Origin of the sequence: Gorillibacterium timonense (assembly GCF_001457415.1) — a bacterium.
GTDB classification, from domain to species: Bacteria; Bacillota; Bacilli; order Paenibacillales; family NBRC-103111; genus Gorillibacterium; species Gorillibacterium timonense.
The window spans coordinates 403,469-421,356 of the sequence record NZ_LN881721.1 but is presented as its reverse complement, the minus strand read 5'-3'; the positions used below and the strand labels follow the sequence as shown (position 1 = coordinate 421,356).

General features: G+C 55.8%; 13 protein-coding genes. 4 read left to right on the top strand and 9 right to left on the bottom strand.

Annotated features, from left to right (window positions below):
* The first annotated feature begins 291 nt into the window (after positions 1 to 291).
* Positions 292 to 2,175, top strand: a complete 1,884-nt coding sequence (locus tag BN2684_RS03970) for an LTA synthase family protein (RefSeq protein ID WP_058300872.1) — start codon at positions 292 to 294, stop codon at positions 2,173 to 2,175.
* A 103-nt stretch (positions 2,176 to 2,278) separates the two neighbouring features.
* Here BN2684_RS03970 and BN2684_RS03965 read toward each other — a convergent pair whose 3' ends face one another.
* The 4 genes from BN2684_RS03965 to BN2684_RS03950 all read right to left on the bottom strand — a co-directional run bounded on the left by BN2684_RS03965 (position 2,279) and on the right by BN2684_RS03950 (position 7,155).
* The gene (locus tag BN2684_RS03965) at positions 2,279 to 4,798 is read right to left on the bottom strand and encodes an ABC transporter permease (RefSeq protein WP_058300871.1); all 2,520 of its coding nucleotides are present in this window, start codon (positions 4,796 to 4,798) and stop codon (positions 2,279 to 2,281) included.
* 4 nt (positions 4,799 to 4,802) lie between these two features.
* Positions 4,803 to 5,480 carry an ABC transporter ATP-binding protein gene (locus tag BN2684_RS03960; RefSeq protein ID WP_058300870.1) on the bottom strand — a complete coding sequence of 226 codons (678 nt, stop codon included), beginning with the start codon at positions 5,478 to 5,480 and terminating at the stop codon, positions 4,803 to 4,805.
* 71 nt (positions 5,481 to 5,551) lie between these two features.
* The gene (locus tag BN2684_RS03955) at positions 5,552 to 6,472 is read right to left on the bottom strand and encodes a sensor histidine kinase (RefSeq protein WP_058300869.1); all 921 of its coding nucleotides are present in this window, start codon (positions 6,470 to 6,472) and stop codon (positions 5,552 to 5,554) included.
* A gap of 17 nt (positions 6,473 to 6,489) precedes the next feature.
* Entirely contained in the window at positions 6,490 to 7,155 is a 666-nt protein-coding gene (locus BN2684_RS03950) for a response regulator transcription factor (protein ID WP_058300868.1), read from the bottom strand.
* 195 nt (positions 7,156 to 7,350) lie between these two features.
* Between BN2684_RS03950 and BN2684_RS03945 the strand changes: the two genes are divergently transcribed.
* Positions 7,351 to 8,061, top strand: coding sequence for a DsbA family oxidoreductase (locus tag BN2684_RS03945; protein WP_058300867.1), 711 nt, complete (start codon positions 7,351 to 7,353; stop codon positions 8,059 to 8,061).
* A gap of 283 nt (positions 8,062 to 8,344) precedes the next feature.
* Here BN2684_RS03945 and BN2684_RS03940 read toward each other — a convergent pair whose 3' ends face one another.
* A complete protein-coding gene (locus BN2684_RS03940) occupies positions 8,345 to 11,479 on the bottom strand; it encodes an efflux RND transporter permease subunit (RefSeq protein WP_058300866.1) in 3,135 nt (1,044 codons plus the stop codon).
* Complete coding sequence (locus tag BN2684_RS03935; RefSeq protein ID WP_058300865.1) at positions 11,476 to 11,946, bottom strand: MarR family winged helix-turn-helix transcriptional regulator; 471 nt, start codon at positions 11,944 to 11,946, stop codon at positions 11,476 to 11,478. Before BN2684_RS03935 ends, BN2684_RS03940 begins: the two co-directional genes overlap by 4 nt.
* Before the next feature lie 168 nt (positions 11,947 to 12,114).
* On the opposite strand from BN2684_RS03935, the gene BN2684_RS03930 reads away from it, so the two are divergent.
* The gene (locus BN2684_RS03930; RefSeq protein WP_058300864.1) at positions 12,115 to 12,834 is read left to right on the top strand and encodes a hypothetical protein; all 720 of its coding nucleotides are present in this window, start codon (positions 12,115 to 12,117) and stop codon (positions 12,832 to 12,834) included.
* 358 nt (positions 12,835 to 13,192) lie between these two features.
* Here BN2684_RS03930 and BN2684_RS03925 read toward each other — a convergent pair whose 3' ends face one another.
* A complete protein-coding gene (locus tag BN2684_RS03925; RefSeq protein ID WP_148449878.1) occupies positions 13,193 to 13,402 on the bottom strand; it encodes a hypothetical protein in 210 nt (69 codons plus the stop codon).
* A 34-nt stretch (positions 13,403 to 13,436) separates the two neighbouring features.
* On the opposite strand from BN2684_RS03925, the gene BN2684_RS03920 reads away from it, so the two are divergent.
* Positions 13,437 to 13,907 carry a hypothetical protein gene (locus BN2684_RS03920; protein ID WP_058300862.1) on the top strand — a complete coding sequence of 157 codons (471 nt, stop codon included), beginning with the start codon at positions 13,437 to 13,439 and terminating at the stop codon, positions 13,905 to 13,907.
* A 94-nt stretch (positions 13,908 to 14,001) separates the two neighbouring features.
* Here BN2684_RS03920 and BN2684_RS03915 read toward each other — a convergent pair whose 3' ends face one another.
* Together BN2684_RS03915 and BN2684_RS03910 are read right to left on the bottom strand one after the other, a co-directional pair.
* Entirely contained in the window at positions 14,002 to 14,883 is an 882-nt protein-coding gene (locus BN2684_RS03915; protein WP_058300861.1) for a hypothetical protein, read from the bottom strand.
* A 38-nt stretch (positions 14,884 to 14,921) separates the two neighbouring features.
* The gene (locus tag BN2684_RS03910; protein WP_058300860.1) at positions 14,922 to 17,663 is read right to left on the bottom strand and encodes a GH36-type glycosyl hydrolase domain-containing protein; all 2,742 of its coding nucleotides are present in this window, start codon (positions 17,661 to 17,663) and stop codon (positions 14,922 to 14,924) included.
* Positions 17,664 to 17,888: the final 225 nt, after the last annotated feature.

Below are 17,888 nucleotides of genomic sequence, written 5' to 3'. Positions count from 1 at the left end.
TGCAGTATAGCATGTTTCCCGGTTGTGTGCCTAGCATGTAATCCGCTCCATGATCCGCCGTTTCCGCGCCTTGCTCCACGCTCATTGACGCCGCTTTGCATTCATAACAATGAGGGGTACCGTGCACTCGCACTCACCCATTCATTGCAAAAGCTCACGCATCGCATTCCGCTGTGAAAAAAGACTCAAACCGCCCAGCAATTCCCCAAAAAACGGGTAATTACCTTTTGACATCCGGTACCCCTCAGATCATAATGGGAATGATGTTTTCCCGAAAGGAGCTGGCTATTCGTGCCCTTCCTGAAGAATGTCCGCGGCTACTTCTTTAAGCCGTTCATTTTCTTCTCTCTCATTCTACTTCTCAAAAGCTATCTGGCCTGGTCCGTACTCTTTGACAGCGGAGTTACCTTTAATATTCTGTTTACGGAAATGCCGTTTATCTGGATTCTCTTCTGCCTCGTCGAGTGGCTCGCTACCAAGCGGAAGCTGCCGATCTACCTCGGGATCAACCTGGCGGTGACGGCGCTCTTTTTCACCGTCGTGATGTATTACAAGTATTATGGCGTCATCGCGACCTACCATGCTCTCGAACAGGTCAATCAGGTGACGGCGGTCAAGAACAGCGTCTTCTCGCTTCTGCAGCCCTATTACCTCCTCTTGTTTCTGGACGTGATCGTGATCGGCTTCTATCTGTTCCGCAGCAAACGCGCAGTAGAATGGAAGGCCCTAGCCGCCAAAAAAGAACGCCGTAGCGTCGTTACCGCCTTGTTCGCCCTGTCCCTGTTCCTGTGCCTGTTCAATGTCCTGCCCAACCGGGCCAGCATGAGCGAGCTCAAAAAAGCGGAGCAGATGGGCATCATCGGCTATGAAGCCTACACCCTGCTCGCCGACGAAGAGAAGCAGCAGCCAGTCGCCCTGAACCAGATCAACCAAGCTACCATCAATCAGTTGAAGGGAATCGAAGTTCCCGCTAGCCCTAAGTTCTGGGAAGCCGCGAAGGGCCGCAACGTGATCATCATTCAAATGGAATCGCTGCAAAACTTCCTGATCAACCTGAAGGTGGACGGTCAAGAAGTGACGCCGAACCTGAATAAGCTGGTCCGCGAAAACTTCTATTTCAACCACTTCTATCAGCAGGTCGGCCAAGGGAACACCTCAGATGCCGAATTCGTCGTGAACACCTCCATGTACATCCCGCGCCGGGGAGCGGCCACCATGTCTTATGTGGACCACGACTTGCCCAGTCTGCCGAAGCTGATGAAGGCTCAAGGCTATGACACGGCGACATTCCACACGAATGTGGTGGAATTCTGGAACCGCAGCGGCTTGTACAAAGCCATCGGCTTCGACCGCTATTACGACCAATCGTTCTTCGGCACGGACGATACGGTGTTCTTCGGACCGAAGGACGAAGTCTTGTACGAGAAGACGAGTGCGGAGCTGGCGAAGATGCAAGCCTCCGGCAAGCCCTTCTACGCTCATGTCATCTCGATGACGGCGCATCACCCGTTTACGACTCCGGAAGAGCTCGACCAGATCACCTTGCCGGAAGAGTATCGCGACAATTTTGTCGGCAATTACCTGCGCGCCCAGAGCTATGCCGATTATGCGCTCGGCAAGTTCATCGACGAGCTGAAGGCGAACGGCGTCTATGACAACAGCCTGATCGTGATCTATGGCGACCATGTCGGCTTGCCGATCTACTCGCTTGAAAAGCAAGAGAAGGATCTGATGGAGGGCATCTTCGGACGGGAATATGGCTTCTCCGACATGTTCAACATCCCGCTCCTCATGATCGCTTCAGGGGTTACCTATCCCGCCGTCTTCGATCAAATGGGCGGCCAAGTCGACGTCCAGCCGACCATCGCCAACTTGACGGGGGTATCCCTCGACGGACAGCTGCATTTTGGGCAGGATCTGCTGAATCAATCGCACAACCTGCTGCCAGAGCGCTACTATCTCCCGACCGGCTCCCTGATCGGAGAAAACGGGCTGTTTATTCCGGGCAGCGGCTTTGAGGACGGCACCCAATATCCGCTGGCCGACGGCATCATCCGAGGAAACGGAGTCACGCACAGCGAATATGATCGCGCTTTGGAGCTGTTGAACCTATCCGACAGCTACGTGACCCAATTGCCTCTCCTGGAGCCATCGAATACAGAAGAAGGAAAGTAACGATTGGAACGAATAAAGGAGAGCGAATCAGGCGGGGCAAGGTGCTCCCGACGGGATTCGCTCTCCTTTTTCATAATTCACGGCCGCTATCTAGAGGTCTTCGTCATTCGACATCTCGGAGCCGTCCAACCAAGGTAGCTCTATAGATGGAACGGTACACCTTTTCCGGCGTTGTGACGCAAACGGCAATAATGAGGAGACTCGCTATCGCCATCGGAACAATCGGATAGGTAAAGACGGCGTAGGTGGCCTGCTGCTGGAACAGCTTGAAGATCCCGAAGGTGGCAGCGGTCCCTGCGGTGAAGACAAGAACCAATGTGATCGCAGCGTATCCGAGCCCCTCGCTGATCAGCATGCTTCTGACCTGCCTACGGCTCATCCCGACGCATTCAAGCGTGGTCAACTCCTGCTTGCGGACCATGATCCCGACGGACATCACATTCACAAAATTTAGGATGCCGATCAAAGCCAGGATCAACGCGATGCCTCCGCCAAGGATATACATCATCAGCTTGGCGTCGCGCATTTCCTCCTGCGCCTCCAGCTTCGACGTGCGAGACATTTCGAAATCCTTGTCCATCAGTTGCTTTAAGGAGTCGAGAACCTGTTTCTCATTCCCTTTCGATACATCAATATTCACTTGAGCGATTACCGGGTCCCCATACAGGTCGCGCATGAAGGAGTTAGACACAAACAGAGTCGGCGCCAGGCTGTAGCCGACACCCTCGAATATCTTGGGCACGTAACCCCCAAGTCGAATGGTTTTGGGCCGAGCACCGGCTTCATCGTGAATGCCCGCCTCTTCCGTTTGCTCCATAGGGTGAAGCGTGAGCTCCTGGACCTTTCGAAACAAGTCCGGATTGTCGGTCGCGATGAGAGCGATTTCGCCGCGGTCAAAAGCGTCGAGATCGATTGGCTTATCAAGCGTACGATTCAACTCTTCGAGGTCATCGCGTTCGATGCCCGCAATCAACCCGCTGAAATGGTTGGCGATCATCGACTCGGTCATATGGCTCGCTTGATTCCGCTGCAAGTAATCGGTCACATAGTCGCCAAACTGCTGAGAGGAGTAATCGAGACGGCCCCACTCCCTCGTCATGCTGCGCACGCTCTCCAGGCCGGGCAAAGCGTGGAGAGATTCCATAAAGGCCGCGTCGAACTTTTGTTTGGGGGGACCGGTCGTATCCAACGTATTGTTCTTTAGCTCAAAGTCGCTTTTCATATAGGAGGCGATAAAGTTGTCCGTGTTCATGCTCTTGACCAGAGTTAGAACAGTGGTGAACGTAGTGATGCCCAGGAACAAGCTCAGAAGCACGATTACGGCTCGCTTCTTTTCCCGAAAAATATTCCGCAGAGCCATTTTGTACGGCTTGCCCCGGACCGATGAACCCGCGTGGCCCTTCGTCATCTGGATGCCGGTAAACCGTTGTGCTTCGATGGGCGAGATCCGCGCAGCCTTTTGAGCAGGCTTGAAGGCTCCCAGAAGAGCCGTAAGCAAAGCAAAGGCAGCAGCGCCCAGGTAGATGACAGGCGAGAAGGAAACGACCGACCCTGTCGAGATGGTGCCCATACGGGAAATGAACAGCGGCACGGCAAAGGAGGATACAAGTGCGGCCCCTGCCGCGCCGACAGGAATCCCGATTGCACACAGACGAACCATTTGTCCGGTCACGATGCGGCGAATTTGCCTCGGTGTAGTTCCGAGGGTCTTTAACAGGCCGTAAAAACGCACATCCTGCGTAACCGAGATATACAGCACGTTGTAAATCAAGAGGTAGCCGGTCAGAACTAGAAAAGCGACAATGACCGCAAGAGCGATCAAGTTTGACCGGATCGAATCGGAATCGAACTCATAAGCGGGTACATTCTTCACCTTCTGGTTAAGGGTCAGAGCCAGATCCCGCTCCAATTGTGCGCTATCCTGCATAATCTTGGTCGGCGATGAATCGGTAAATCTTACGGTAGCGACTCCTTCGGCTTCAACCGTTCTCCCATGCTTTTGCGACAACGCTTGAGACACCAGAAGGGAATCAATGTTGCCGGACCGAATGTGCATGTAGCTGGTGTACCAGCCGGACAGACGAAACACGCGACTGAACTCGTGATTCTCGCTCCCGTCCCGTATGGAATAGGTCAGCGGAATCTCCATGCCGATAGTCGGGCTCTCGATCCCCAGCCGCTTCAGCACCCACAGAGGAATCATCATTTCGTCTTCGTTCTGCGGATAGCGGCCCACGATATCGGTAACGGCAGGCGCTCGAAGCTCTTCCCATTCGGTTTTGTCAAAATGGTACAGCGACAGGTTCATATCCCCCATCTCTGGGGTGCTCTTGATAGAACCGACAAAATTGCCCGTCCCTACGGTTTTCACATAGGGCAATTGCCTGAGCTGCTCCAACTGGGCTGCCGTCGGCTGAGTCACGGCCGTATGGGCCGCCGTCCCCATGAGCCGCAGCTCCTGCACCCGTATGGATTGCCGAAGACTCATCCCGATACTGAAGACCGATGCGAGGAGCAAGGTCGTGAGGGCAATGGCCATCGTGATGTAGAAGTTTCTCCGTTTATTGGTCCGAAGGCTTCTGGCTGTTAGCCGTCGGATCACCGCTCCATTATTGTTCCGCATCCCGTCACCTCGCTTCCGGCAGGACGATCCGGCCGTCCTCGATCCGAATAACCCGATCCGCGAGCTGAGCGATCAGCTCATTGTGGGTGATCATCAGGATGGTTTGGTGGAAGCGGGTAGAGGTCATCTTCAGAATACCCAAGACCTCCTGGCTCGTCTTGCTGTCCAAATTCCCAGTCGGCTCATCGGCAAGCAGGATGGATGGCTTCATGGCCAGAGCTCGGGCAATGGCAACGCGCTGCTGCTGCCCTCCGGACAGATGACCCGGCAGCTGGTGCTTCTTTTCCGACAACCCCAGCGTTTCGATAATATTCTCTACGAAGGTCTTGTCGACGGTGCCGCCATCCAATTCAACTGGTAGAACGATGTTCTCGTACACATTCAGGATGGGAACGAGGTTGTAATTCTGAAAGACAAACCCCACATTCCGGCGGCGGAAGATGGTCAACTGCTCGTCTGTCATGGCCGATAAGTCCTTCCCTTCTACCAGAACACTACCCTCCGTCGGCTTGTCCAGCCCGCCGAGCATATGGAGAAGCGTGCTTTTTCCCGAACCGGAGGTCCCGACGATCGCGACGAATTCTCCTTGCTCAACCTCCAGATCAACGCCATCCAAGGCCTTCACTTGGGCGGGGCTTTTCCCATAAACCTTCTTCAATCCTTCTGTCTTTAATACGGACACGCAGCAGTCCTCCCTTCTCTAGTGCCCCTATCATAACCCGCAGTTCTTACAGGCTTTTGACGGGATTGCTTTTATTTCTTACCGTTTTGTAAGAATAAAGAGAAGGTGGTATACCGCCCCGGTTTGGAATCCACCAGGATGTACCCGCCTTGCTTCTGAACGATCATCGCAGCCAAGAAGAGTCCGAGTCCCGCGCCCTCCACTCCCTCAGCATTCCTTCCCCGGTAGAACCGCTTGAATACCGCGTTCCATTCATCCGGATCAATCCCTGGGCCGTAATCCGTTATGTTGATTTTGGTATAGATCGGCATGGCTTCCACGGACAACTGAATAACGCTGCCTGCAGGAGCATATTTGACGGCGTTTTCCAGAAGGTTGGCTAGCGCCTCGCCCGTCCATTTGCGGTCATGGAGCAGGAGAACATCTTCAAAAGGCTCGGTGTGGATGGTGATGTTCTTCTTGGAGGCGGCCATATACACGTCGCTGATGCTTTGGGAGAGGGTTGGCTTGATGCTTGCCGAAACGGGGACAAGCTCGATAGCTCCGACCTCAAGCCTGGACATTTTCACCAGGCTGACCATCATCCACTGCAGCTTTTCCGTTCCGGCCTTGATGCGCGTCAAAAACTCCTGCTGTTCGTCTGCCGTCGTATTCCCTTCCAGCAGCAGGTCGGTGTACATGGATATTCCGGATAATGGCGTCTTCATTTGATGGGACATGTCTGACAGAAAGCTTTGGATCGTTTCCTTTTCCTGCTTGGTCTGCTTGACGTCAATCGTGCTCATTTGAATGATTTTAATCGCTTTGTGGGTAAGCTTGGAAAGACGATTATCTCTCGTCGTTTCCATCGAGAAGTCTGCATGTCGGGCCAGCACGCCATCCAGGATTCGATCCATGGCATCAAACGATCGTTTCACATAACGGTAGCTGAACCAAGAGACGAAGGCGCATAGGGCAGCAGCCAGTAGGGCAATGGATATGGCGAGGATCACGCTCATTCTCCTCCGTTCTACATGTAGCCGATCCCGTGAATGGTCTTTATCGTCCTTGGATTTTTGGGATCGTCCTCGATCTTTGCGCGCAGCCGGCTAATGTTGACCGGCAGGGTATTCTCATCCACGAAGTTGCCGTCCTTGTCCCACAGGGCGGACAGAATCTGCTCCTTGGACAGCACTTGCCCGGTATTGGTCATCAGATAGGAGAGCAGCTTGAATTCCGTGATGCTGACGGGAATTTCCTCATCCCTGCGATAAAATTTGAACAAATCCGCATCCAGCTTATAGGGCCCTGAGCAAATGAACGGGCGGCTTCCCGCCTCGGTGCGCCGAAGCAGCGCTTCCACTCTTGCACGGAGAACCGATAAGGAGAAGGGCTTCGTGATGTAATCGTCCGCTCCCGCCAGCAGGCCGGACACTTCCTCAATTTCCAAATCGCAAGCGGTCAGCATGATGATGGGGATTCCTGAGTACTCTCGGAGCTCCTTGCAAAAGTCCATTCCGCTGCCGTCGGGCAAGCCCAAATCCAGCAGGATCAGATCCGCTTTATGCTGCTCCAGTTGCCGTTTCGCTTCCTTGATATTGCCGGCCGTAAGAGGGCGGTAGCCGCTCTTCTCAAAAGTAAAGGCAATGCCTCGGCTTAGATTCTCGTCGTCTTCCAGAATCAGTATCGTTCTCATCACAAGCCCCCGATAGGAAAAGTTGCTCCGTTCTGTGCGTTCCCATAATTCCCCCATTATAACGTTTGATTGGTTAAAAAACAGCCAGCGAGTACGATGTCAACCTGAATCGGGAGGAGACTGGCTTGACATCAGCAGTATGATGTAACTAAAATGGTTACATCGGAATGACGCAGAAATGGAGGAGATTCCATCATGAAAATTGAAATATGGTCCGATTTTGCTTGCCCCTTCTGTTACATCGGCAAACAAAGGCTTGAGGAGACGCTTGACCAATTTGAGCATAAAGGCGAGGTAGAGGTCATTTTCAAAAGCTTCGAGCTTGATCCTCATGCCCCACGGAAGATCGACCATGACGTTCACGACATGCTCGCAGAGAAATATGGGATGAGCCGGCAAGAAGCCATCGCCATGAATGAAAATCTCGCCAAGCAAGCCGAGGCTGCCGGACTTACGTTCCAATTCGATACGATGAAGCTGACCAACACGTTTGATGCTCACCGATTGGCGCAATTCGCCGCGAAGAAAGGGAAGGCGAGTCCGATGGTTCAAGCTCTCTTTCGGGCCTATTTTACGGATTCCCGGCACTTGGGAGATCATGAAACCTTAGCCGACTTGGCCGTTGAGGCCGGATTGGACCGGGATGAAGCTCTTGCGCTGCTTGCCAGCGCTGATCATTCTGCCGATGTACGTGCGGATGAGGACGAGGCGCAAAAGCTGGGCGTGCGAGGAGTCCCGTTCTTCGTGTTCGACCGCAAATATGCCGTATCTGGAGCACAACCGGGCGAAATGTTCCGTCAAGCGCTGGAGACTGCCTGGAAAGAATCGCAGCCATTTACGATACTGAGCAGCCCCAAAGGCGAAGAGGATGACGGCTGCCAGGATGGTTCGTGCTCGATCCATTAAGGAGTGTACCGCAGACGAATAGCAGTTGAAGCCTGTCTGCCCCTTATAAGAAAAACGAAAAAGCGTCCTCCTCCTGTCTAGCTGATAGGAAGAGGACGCTTTTTTCTAGTGCATGTCTTCAAACCGGATACTCCATCTTACAGCGAGTTTATGCTAAGTCCGGAAGGCCCTTAGAGGACCGGATTCCGACATCGGCTTCCGCTGCTTTGATCTGTTTGTCGGTTTGAAGCCCCACGCCGATCGGTGTCGGTGCAGGGTAACGTGGGGCGTTGCCGCCCCGCCGTTACCGCTCCGCGCGATTGCGCATGAACGGCCACCAGTTGGCCGGGCCGAAGGTACGGACCATCACCGGGATGAACAGCGGCAGCATGATGAACGCGTAGAGCACGAGTCCGGTCAGCACCACCGTTGCGATCTGGAGGATGGACAGTACGCCCGAGGGCAGCATGGCGGCGAAGGTGCCACCGAGAATGACGACCGCCGACATGATGACCGAGCCCATGTTCTTCATCGCTTCCAGGATCGCATCTTCTTCCCGCAGCTCCGGATATTCCTTGAAGCGCGCCATGAGGAAGATGCTATAGTCGACGCCGAGAGCGATCAGCATCGTGAAGGCGAAGAACGTTACCGCCCAGTTGATACCGGGATAGTCCAGAATGCGGGTGAAGATCACTTCTGTGATAGCCATGGACGTAAAATACGTCAGCAGAAGCGACAGTATAATGTAGATCGGAATGACGAGCGAACGGAACAGCAGAATGAGGATGATCGCGACGCCGATCAGCATGAAGATGACCGTGCGGGTATAGTCGCCGCCTGAGATTTCCTTCAAGTCATGGTTCATGCTCGATACGCCGCCGACGGCGTATTCGGCCTTCTCCAGATCGGTGCCCTTCACCGCCCGATCCATCGCTTGCTTGACGCCTTCCGTTTGTTCCATCGTTTTCACGTCATAAGGATTGCCCTCGAAGATGATATCGAAGCGGACGATCTTGCCATCCGGAGACAGATACGTGTCGAGCGCCTTTTGGAAGTCCGCATTTTCAAGAGCCTGATCCGGCGCATACCAGCCGGCCAACTGCTTATCTGACGAAACGGACAAGGCTTTCATGTAATCCTGAGCCGACTTGATGCCGTCCGTGACCTGGTTCAGGCCGCTGACGCTCTGATCGAGTCCATCCGTCAGCTGCGACAGCTGCCCGCCGAGGTCGGAGAAGCCTTGAGCGAACTGCTTCTGGCCCTCGCTCAGCTTGTCGATTCCACCGGTCAGCTCCGGCAGCTTCCCGACCACCTGGCCCTGCCCGGCTGCGGCCTGCTCAAAGCCCTGCTGCAGCTTGCCGATGCCCGCTGCGAGCTGTCCGAGGCCTCCAGCCAGTTGCTCCTGCCCTCCGGCGGCTTGCGCCAGCCCGGCGTTCGCCTGCCCGAGGCCGCCGCTTACGGCTTCCAACTGGCTGTTCAGCTGAGTCAGCCCCTGGCTCAGCTGGGTGGCTCCGTCCTGGAGCTGCGTCAGCGCGCCTTGGGTTTGCAGGAAGACAGGGTCCGTCTTCAGCTCGGGATACTTCACCCCAAGGCCGGTCAGCCCTTGGCCTACGCTGGTGAGCCCATCGGCCAGCTTGCCGGCTTCCGTCGCCACCTTCGTGTAGGCACCGGATAGTTGCCCGAGCCCCGTCTCCAGCTTCTTGTAGCTCGCGAGCAGAGTCTGGCTTCCCTGCGCCAGTTGATCGGCGCTGGCCTTCACCTTCGTCATCGCCGCGCTCAGCTCGGACGCGCCCATCGAGCCGTCCTTCAGGCCCTGCTCGATGCGCTTCAGCCCGTCGCTCAGCTGAACGACGCCGTTCTTCAAGGCGTCCGTTCCCGTTACGAGCTGACTCGCTCCGTCTGCGGCTTCCTTCAGCTTCGGCTCATTGGCTTTGAGCGAGCCGCTCGCTTCCGTAAGCCCGGAGGAGATCTTCGTCAGCCCTTCCGCGCCTTGGCCGAGGCCGCTCTGCACCTTCTCGGCTTGGTCGGCCACCTGCAGGTCGGAGAGGATGGCCCCGGTCGGGCGCGTCGCGCTGCGCACGGTCTTCACGCCATCCGCCTTCAGCAGCTCGCGGGTGATCTGCTCGACCTGCGCCAGCCCTTCGGCGCTCCTAAGCGAGTGATCGGTCTTCAGGACCACGCTGCCCGGAAGCGATTCGCCCGGCCCGAAGCTATCCGAGATCAGGTCGAAAGCCTTGACGGAATTGTACTTGCTGCCGACTTCATCGAGCGAGTTGAACGACTGCGCTCCCGTGTAAATCGACAGGAACGGAACCGTTACGACGGCCACGATGAGAAGGGCCAGGAGCGGCCGTTTCACCGAGAAGCCGCCTACCGTTCCCCACAGGCGGCTTTGCCGGTGGGTGATGCCGCCCTTGGCCGGCCAGAACAGCACCGGGCCGAGCAGCGAGAGCAGAACCGGAACGAAGGTCACCAGTGCGATCAGCAACACCGATACGCCGACCGCTACCGCTACCGCCGAACGGTACAGCGAGAATTCGGAGAAGCCGATGGCCACGAAGCCGGTCAGCACCGCCGCTCCTGCCACCAGGACCGTTTTGCCCGCCGTCTTGTAGGTGGTGAGGATCGCCTCATTCTTGTCTCCGCCTGCCGCAAGCTCTTCCTTGTACCGGCTGATCAGCAGAATGCAATAATCCGTCCCGATCCCGAACATAACCGCCACCATGAAGATTTGCGTGAAGGTGGAGATCGGGAAACCGGCCCGGTCGACCAGGAAGGCCACGACCGACTGGGCGGCAATGTAGCTTAAGCCCACCGAGATGAGTGGGATGAAGGGAGTGACCGCCGAGCGGAACACCGCAAACAGAATGACCAGGATGAAGACGACGGTAATGCCCTCCGTCTTCTTGAGGCCGGTCTGCGAGCTCTCGACCACATCCTCGGTAATGAGCCAGTTCCCCGTATAGTAATGCTCAAGCTTGCTGCCGCTCGCTGCGTCGTACAACGCCTCGCGCGTCTCCGAAGCCGTCCGGTCTCCAAAGCCCACGCCGAGCAGCACCAGGACGGTCTTGCCGTCCTCGGACACCATTTCCTTTTCCAATTCCTTGGTGTCGAAGTGGGTCGTGATGGAGAGAATGCCGAGCTTCTCCTGCTCCGCCTTCAGCTTCTCAACGGTGGACTTGATATCCTCCATCTGCGTTGAGGTCAGCTTGTCGTCGCTGTGGAAGACGAGCACCGTGCTCTCGCCGTTCTCCTTGCTGTCCTTGTTCATCTCCGCCTGCAAGTCCGCCGCCTGCCTGAAGGAGTAACCGTCCGGAACGGTAATCTGCCCCTTCTCGCGGACCAGCGTCTCCATGCTCGGAGCCGTCACAGCCAATCCTGCCACTGCTGCGATCCACAAGATGAGAATGACCCAGCGGAATTTTAATATGGTTTTCATCTCTCTGTCTCTCTCCTCTCATCCGGCTCTGACAGCAGCTTGGCCAGCTTTTCAAACGGCTGAATAAACCGCTCCGAATCCTCGTCTTCAAATTCATTCAGGTAATGAGCAAGAATGCTCTCAATCCTCGCGGTCAGCTCCGTCGCCAGCCGCAGGCCCTCCTCCGTCAGCAAAAGTCGGGTTACCCGGCGGTCCCTGGCATCCTCTTGTCGGAGAATCCAGCCCTTCGCTTCCATCCGCGCTACGATAGCGGTGATGGTGCTCTTCCCCACGCAAAAAATGCTCGCCAGCTCCGTGGAGGTCGTCGATTGCTCCGACTTATCCTTGATAAATTGCAGGATCATGTATTGATCCTCTGTAATAAACTCCGGCATAATCTCGCGCAGCATCGCCCCGATCCTGCGGGTTATCGTAAAGTTCGCCGCCATGTAGCGGCTGATGATCTCCTTCAAAAGCTCCGGTCTCATCACAGCCTCCTCTCTTCCCTGTTGTCAAAGGGTTCAACGGACAAGTAGTTCGTCAAGCAAACAGTTCGCTAAACGAACTATATCAACAAAAGTAGCCCTTGTCAAATTGGAATCAAAACCTGTACTCTGGTAAAATGCAAACATCCCAATCGAAAGTAGGTCACCCTCATGCCATCCCTGTTATCCCCCCTTTTTGAGCGTGAAGAAGCGCTTCTGAGGGAAGTCGCCGACGCTTGCGAAGAGGCTTTGGAGAGCCGAAGCCTGTCGGAATCGCTGCCGGCTCAGGTCCAAGCCTACGCCCGACATGTCCGCTCCCTGCTCGACGGCTTGGCCGGGGAGATCCACGATCATCTGGCTGCCGATATCGAGGAGAGCGTCGCGGCTGCAGGTGAACCCTCTGCTAGGGAAACGGAATCCCGTTCGCAGCAATCGCCCGGTGAAACTGAGACTAGATTTCCGATCTCGCAAAACGCTGCGGCTTTCCTGCGAACCGTCCGAGCCGATTTTCCTGGCCTTACGGAAAAGCACCCTGAGCTGCTGCGCCTGCTGATGGACAGCCAGCCCTTTCTCGACGCGAACTCCTGGCTCGCCCTCACCGACAAGCTCGCGTCAAGCGAGGAACCGCTCGCTCTTTCGCCCCGCACCAGCGGTAATCTGCTCCGCCTGTCGATGATGACTTACCACGGAGAAGAGATCAGCTTTTCTCTCGACAGGCAGCCTGACGCGAAACAGAGAAGTGCCACTGGGTTATCCGGCCATTCACAAGCTTGGACCGGCGTTGATCTGGAAGCCAGCGGTACCGATGTCCTCGTCTCCCTGCTCTCCATCCACGACGGAGTTGGAGCTCTGTGGACTGCTTTGTCTGCCAAGCTTGAGAAAAGCGAATAGGGAAGAGAAGGATGGGAGAGCTGGTAAATTTGTCAACTTTCCCGTCCTTTTAAATATGAGTAAATTTTATAATAGATTAATTTGTACTGCCGCCGATAGGGTCTCCTATCGGTTTGTTTCGTATTATCGATCCATTTCTTGGAATATGCACCCAAGTTGTTGGTATACGATTGTTCGTCTATGCGTTAGTATAACTTTGTGAATTATCCTATATATTGGATCTTTCGCAAGACCGTTACGATGATCCTTGTAGAAACAGGGTACCTGACCAATCAGACAACTCCGGGAAGTATTAGGGGCCAGAAAGCGACTTATCAGGATGCGTTAAACGGGATGTGAGCCCACCTCATTCAATCCTTTATCCATATCCATATACCGGAGGACTGTCCATGAAAAAAAACCTTTTACTCCTTCTGTCCCTCTCCAGTATCCTGCTATTCTCCGCCTGCTCTGCCGAAGAAGCCACCTCTTCTATCGTCCCACCGTCACCTGTTGCATCCGTCTCTGCTCCACCGTCCTCGATTCCATCTGAATCTGCTCCAACTGCCCTTGCCACCCTTACGCTCAACCCGTCCGCTTCTACTAAGCCTAGAGGTGTCATCATGAATCCGGATGGGAAATCGAGCTATATCAGCAAAGAAGGGTTGGATATCCACACGGAACCTCCAACGGAAGGCCCGGCTTTAATCGCATGGAAATGGTTTAAGTGCAGGGGAGAACAAAACTATGATGAGGCCTTAACCACTTTACAGGGCTACCGGAAAAAAACCGGTTTGTACAGTTTATATGCCCTTAAATCGCAAGAAGTCTATTTAAAAGAAGTGAAGGGAGCCAAATTGATTCGCTGGGCCGATGTCACCGCCATTGCACCGAAAGAAGGCGAAGACGAGGGAGCAAAGGATTACAAAGTCATCTACATGGAGCTGGATTTCAAAGTTCGAGGAAAACTAACACCGGCACAGACGGACATGCACAATGGCCTCAACCAATATGCCGTTCACCTCGTCCAAATGAACGATGGCGATCCCTGGGAGATTTCCTTGCTCGGAGGCGCTCCGCTTATGGAGAAGTAAGAGCGGGACGACTTTCCTGGCTGGATTCGGGACAGAACGCAAAAAAGACGGCCGCCTATTCGGGCTAAGCCGTCTTTTCTATGACGTCTATCACTCACTCTGCGAAGAACTCATACGTCCGCGTCCACGCCACTGTTTCTCCCGGCTGGAGGGAGAGGCGTATGAACACCTCGGGGGAAATGACGGCGGCATGGCCCCACATGGCCACCCGATCAATCGGGAAGTCGCCCGATTCCCGCACATAAGCTCCGCTTGGTACATGACGCAGTTCCCAAGTGAAAGGGGAATCGATCGTCGGGACGGTCAGCTTCGAATAAAACTCGCCTTCCGGTCGCCCCGTCCAGGTGATCTGCTTCTCATCCAGCTTCAGGTCGGCTCTATTGCCCACCTCAGGGCTCTCCACTTCAACCGCGCCTCCCCAAGTCAGCGTATAGTCCGGCCCCGCTTCGTACGAGCCGATGCGCAGGAAGTTGTGGACGTACTCATCCGTTTCGATCGGCTGGCCGCCGGTGTTGGTCAGTCGATAGGCGATGGACAGCTTGGCGCCTTCCAGGGTGAGCGTCTTTTCCAAACGGCAGGCATAGCCATTCACTTCCTCTGGCTCAACGGTGAAGCGTACCGAACGTTCGTCGCCTTCTCGGTGGATCATAAAGGGCTTAATGGGATAATGGAGCATGAAAAAGTACGGGTCTTCGTCCAGCTTTTGCAAGAGGCCGATGCCGAGCTTGGGGAATCGCCCTCCGACCGCTGCATCGGAGTACCCGAGCGCCTCTTCAATTCCGAATTCGTTGCAGATGCCGATTCCTCCGCTGCCTTGTCCGGGAGTTTCATTTTCCACCCCGCAAAAAGTCATTCCGGTTTTGCGCCAGGTCACCTGGGTAACGAGGCCGCTCCAATCGAAGCGCGCGCCCTTGTAATCTTCGCCCGGGTCGGCGATGCGCACGTCCAGCTCTTCGCTGTGCAAATGATAAGCCATACTCGCATTCCTTTCTCTGTTGCCGTAATGACTCCAGTTTAGCGCGCTCCGAGTTCAACCTCAAGCTGGTGGGTGGTTTCATCTGCAAGTGTGGCGATGAGACGGCGGTCGAGCAGCGCTCCGTCTCGGCAGGCGCAATACGGAACTAGCTCCCCGTTCAAGCGGATCGCATGGACCCTGTAGCTTCCCGCTTCCAGCTTAGCCGGATTTCGATAGCTCACCTGGAGCCTCCGAGCGGCAAATAGGGTGGTGACGGCGGCATCCCCGTCGGCCGTGAACTGTTCGGCTGTCAGCTTCGGTTCGAGAACGAGATCGCCCATTTCCCCTTTCACTCCATATACTTCCGTCAGGTGAGTGAGCAGAAGCCAACTGGCCGAACCGGTCAGGAAATGGTACATGCCCCGGCCCCTCTCATTGATGTATTCGGGAATGCCCGGGTAGATCCGGCTCTTCTCAAAGTCGCTCGACAGAGCATAGACAGATTCCAGCACCTTGCGGCCTTCCTTAACGAAGCCCCTCTGGTAGAGAGCGTTGCCGTACATGACCGTCATGTGGCTGAACATGGCCCCGTTCTCCTTGTGCCCGAAGGCGAAGCCGAAGGCACGGCCGAGGTTCTGCTGAATGCCGCCGAAGCGGCTGTTCAAGCGGTAGCCGATCTCGGGATCGAGCAGATAACGGTCGACGGCATGAACCATCTTGCCGATCTGCTCCTCCGTAGCCACGCCGCCCATGATCGGGAACACTTGGCCGGTGAGGGTGATGCGCACGCCGTTCGGATGATCGCCCTCGACCCGTTCGCCGTCATTGTTGTAATAGCCGTTGAACCATTCCTCGCCATCCTGCGAACGCAGCCATTCCTGCTCGCGGAGATGCTCCGTCAGCCAGGCGGCCTTCGCGTTCAGGTCGGCGATCAGTTGATCGGCTTCGACAGCTGTCTTGCGACCCGTCACCTTGCCGGGCGCGGCGTCGTAGAAACGCTCCAACTGAGCTCGACGGGCCTCCACGGAGTCGTAATCAACTCCGCATCCGATCGTATCCATCAAGAGCAGAATTTCCTCCGCCACTTCGACGGTAGATTCCCCTTTGCGATCGCGCAGCGCGGACACCAGTTGGCCCAGCTCCTTCAGGTTGCTCGCATAGAACGCCGTGAACGTGACGCTTTCGCCCTTGTCCGCCGCCATATCCATGCCGTCATTCCAGTCCGCCCCTTCCAGAAGGATATTGCCATGCGCTCCGGCATGGAAGAAGGGGACCAGATTTTGCAATAGCAGATGCTCAAGCACCGTGCCGCTGTAGACCTCCCCCGCCTCCGTGCGCAGCCGGCTGCCGTCTTCCGACGTCCAGCCCGGAACGGTTTCCGCGCAGCGCCTCCGAAAGCGGTCTTGGAAGTAGGTTTGCTCCGCCAACAGAAAATCCAGATCGCCGCTCTGGTTCAGATAGAGCAGCGTCGTGAGCAGCGGCCAAGCGCCGTGGTCCATCCAGACGCGCGGGATGTTGTTGCGGTCCGCGACGAAATCACCCGGCTTCGATCCGATGATCGTAGCATTGCTGCCGTCGATGCGAACTCCGGCGAAGTTGTTCAGCAGCAGCTGGCGGACCTCATCCGGTTCCATGACGAGCAGCGCCAGGCAATCCTGCCACAAGTCGCGCCAGCCCCGGCCGCCGCGGCCGTAATCGTGATGCGGCAGGAACGAGTTGCCGAACAGGCGGCGGAGAACCGGCTGCAGCGTCACCCACTTCATCCAGCGGTCGAAGTCCGGGTCTCCGGAACGGAATTCTACTCCCGCCACCTTGTCCTTCCAATAGCTCTTTGTGGATTCCAAATGTTCTTCGAATTGAGCGGGAGAAGCATAGCTCTTCACCAGCTTGCCCGCATCGACCCGGTCTTCCGCGATAGCCAGGATCAGAAGATAGCTTCTCCTAGCCCCCGGCTGAAGCTCCGCATCTCGAAAACGCACCCCCCCCAGCGCTTCGTAGCCTTCAAATTCTTCTCCCGCTTGGGCAAGCGGAACCCCTCCGCAGACGATGGCTTCCGGCCAATCGAGGCTTCCGGCTTCACCGACAAAGGGTTCGACCTCCGGATAGAAGCCGATAGGAGCCGTCCCGTCTCCTTCCGCGCCAAGCACCGCATATGCGGTCCGGTTGATCCGATGCCCCCGTTCGTCAAAGGACAAGGAAGGCTGCACCTCGACTCCATGGTCATTCGTATACGCGCGGTTCAACAAGGACGTCACATGGCGGTGGTCACGCAGATTGTCGGCGGAGCGGCCATACAGAGGGATGGCCGCCGTGGGCACAAAACGGACAGGATCAGTCCCCTCGTTCACGAGCTCGATCCGCATCAGTTCGACCTTATCGGCAGATGCCGGAACGAACTGGGTGACCTCGGCACGCAAGCCCGAGCCGCGGTGCTTGCGGATCGTCTTGTGCCAGAGGAAGCCCGCCTGCAGAACCGTCTCGTCCTCTTTCGCCGTATTGATCGCAGCGAGTTGAGCAGCGGAGCGGCCGACAGCCGACCAGGGCTCATGCCCCTCCAGGTTCAGCCAGAAGTTACGTCCCCATGCTGATTCGTGAAGATCCTCCACCGACATCGGGGGCGTCAGAAATTCATTTAGCCCCGCCTTCACATCGCCGCTGCCTGTTGGAGTAACCGCCGCCATCATGCCCGCCTCATTCACGAGAGGAAAATACAAATACCGGCTCTTCCCGGGGGCTTCCAGCTCAAAATCGCCTTCCTCCCCGATAAAGCGCCAGCCATTCGTTCGACTATGGTTCGTCATGCTTCTCATCCTTCTCCCTATCAAGAATCCCGGTCCGCCTGCGGCTACCTTTCCGCAAATACTAGCTTCTGCTTTTCGATCCTTTATCAGCATCTTCGATACCCTAATATTCCGCAGCAGTTCACGAAACGAAACCGGTTTCGTTTCCTTCATTATTGCGAATGAGCGGCGGTTTGTAAAGAAAATCTTCTCCCTTCTCCTCACCCAATCGCGACCTATTCGCTT

Excerpts from the sequence above, each read along its gene's own strand:
- BN2684_RS03965 (WP_058300871.1), bottom strand. The coding sequence starts at position 4,798 with ATGCGGAACAATAATGGAGCGGTGATCCGACGGCTAACAGCCAGAAGC.
- BN2684_RS03935 (WP_058300865.1), bottom strand. The coding sequence starts at position 11,946 with ATGAGACCGGAGCTTTTGAAGGAGATCATCAGCCGCTACATGGCGGCG.
- BN2684_RS03920 (WP_058300862.1), top strand. The coding sequence starts at position 13,437 with ATGAATCCGGATGGGAAATCGAGCTATATCAGCAAAGAAGGGTTGGAT.
- BN2684_RS03910 (WP_058300860.1), bottom strand. The coding sequence starts at position 17,663 with ATGACGAACCATAGTCGAACGAATGGCTGGCGCTTTATCGGGGAGGAA.
- BN2684_RS03930 (WP_058300864.1), top strand. The coding sequence starts at position 12,115 with ATGCCATCCCTGTTATCCCCCCTTTTTGAGCGTGAAGAAGCGCTTCTG.
- BN2684_RS03940 (WP_058300866.1), bottom strand. The coding sequence starts at position 11,479 with ATGAAAACCATATTAAAATTCCGCTGGGTCATTCTCATCTTGTGGATC.
- BN2684_RS03915 (WP_058300861.1), bottom strand. The coding sequence starts at position 14,883 with ATGGCTTATCATTTGCACAGCGAAGAGCTGGACGTGCGCATCGCCGAC.
- BN2684_RS03950 (WP_058300868.1), bottom strand. The coding sequence starts at position 7,155 with ATGAGAACGATACTGATTCTGGAAGACGACGAGAATCTAAGCCGAGGC.
- BN2684_RS03945 (WP_058300867.1), top strand. The coding sequence starts at position 7,351 with ATGAAAATTGAAATATGGTCCGATTTTGCTTGCCCCTTCTGTTACATC.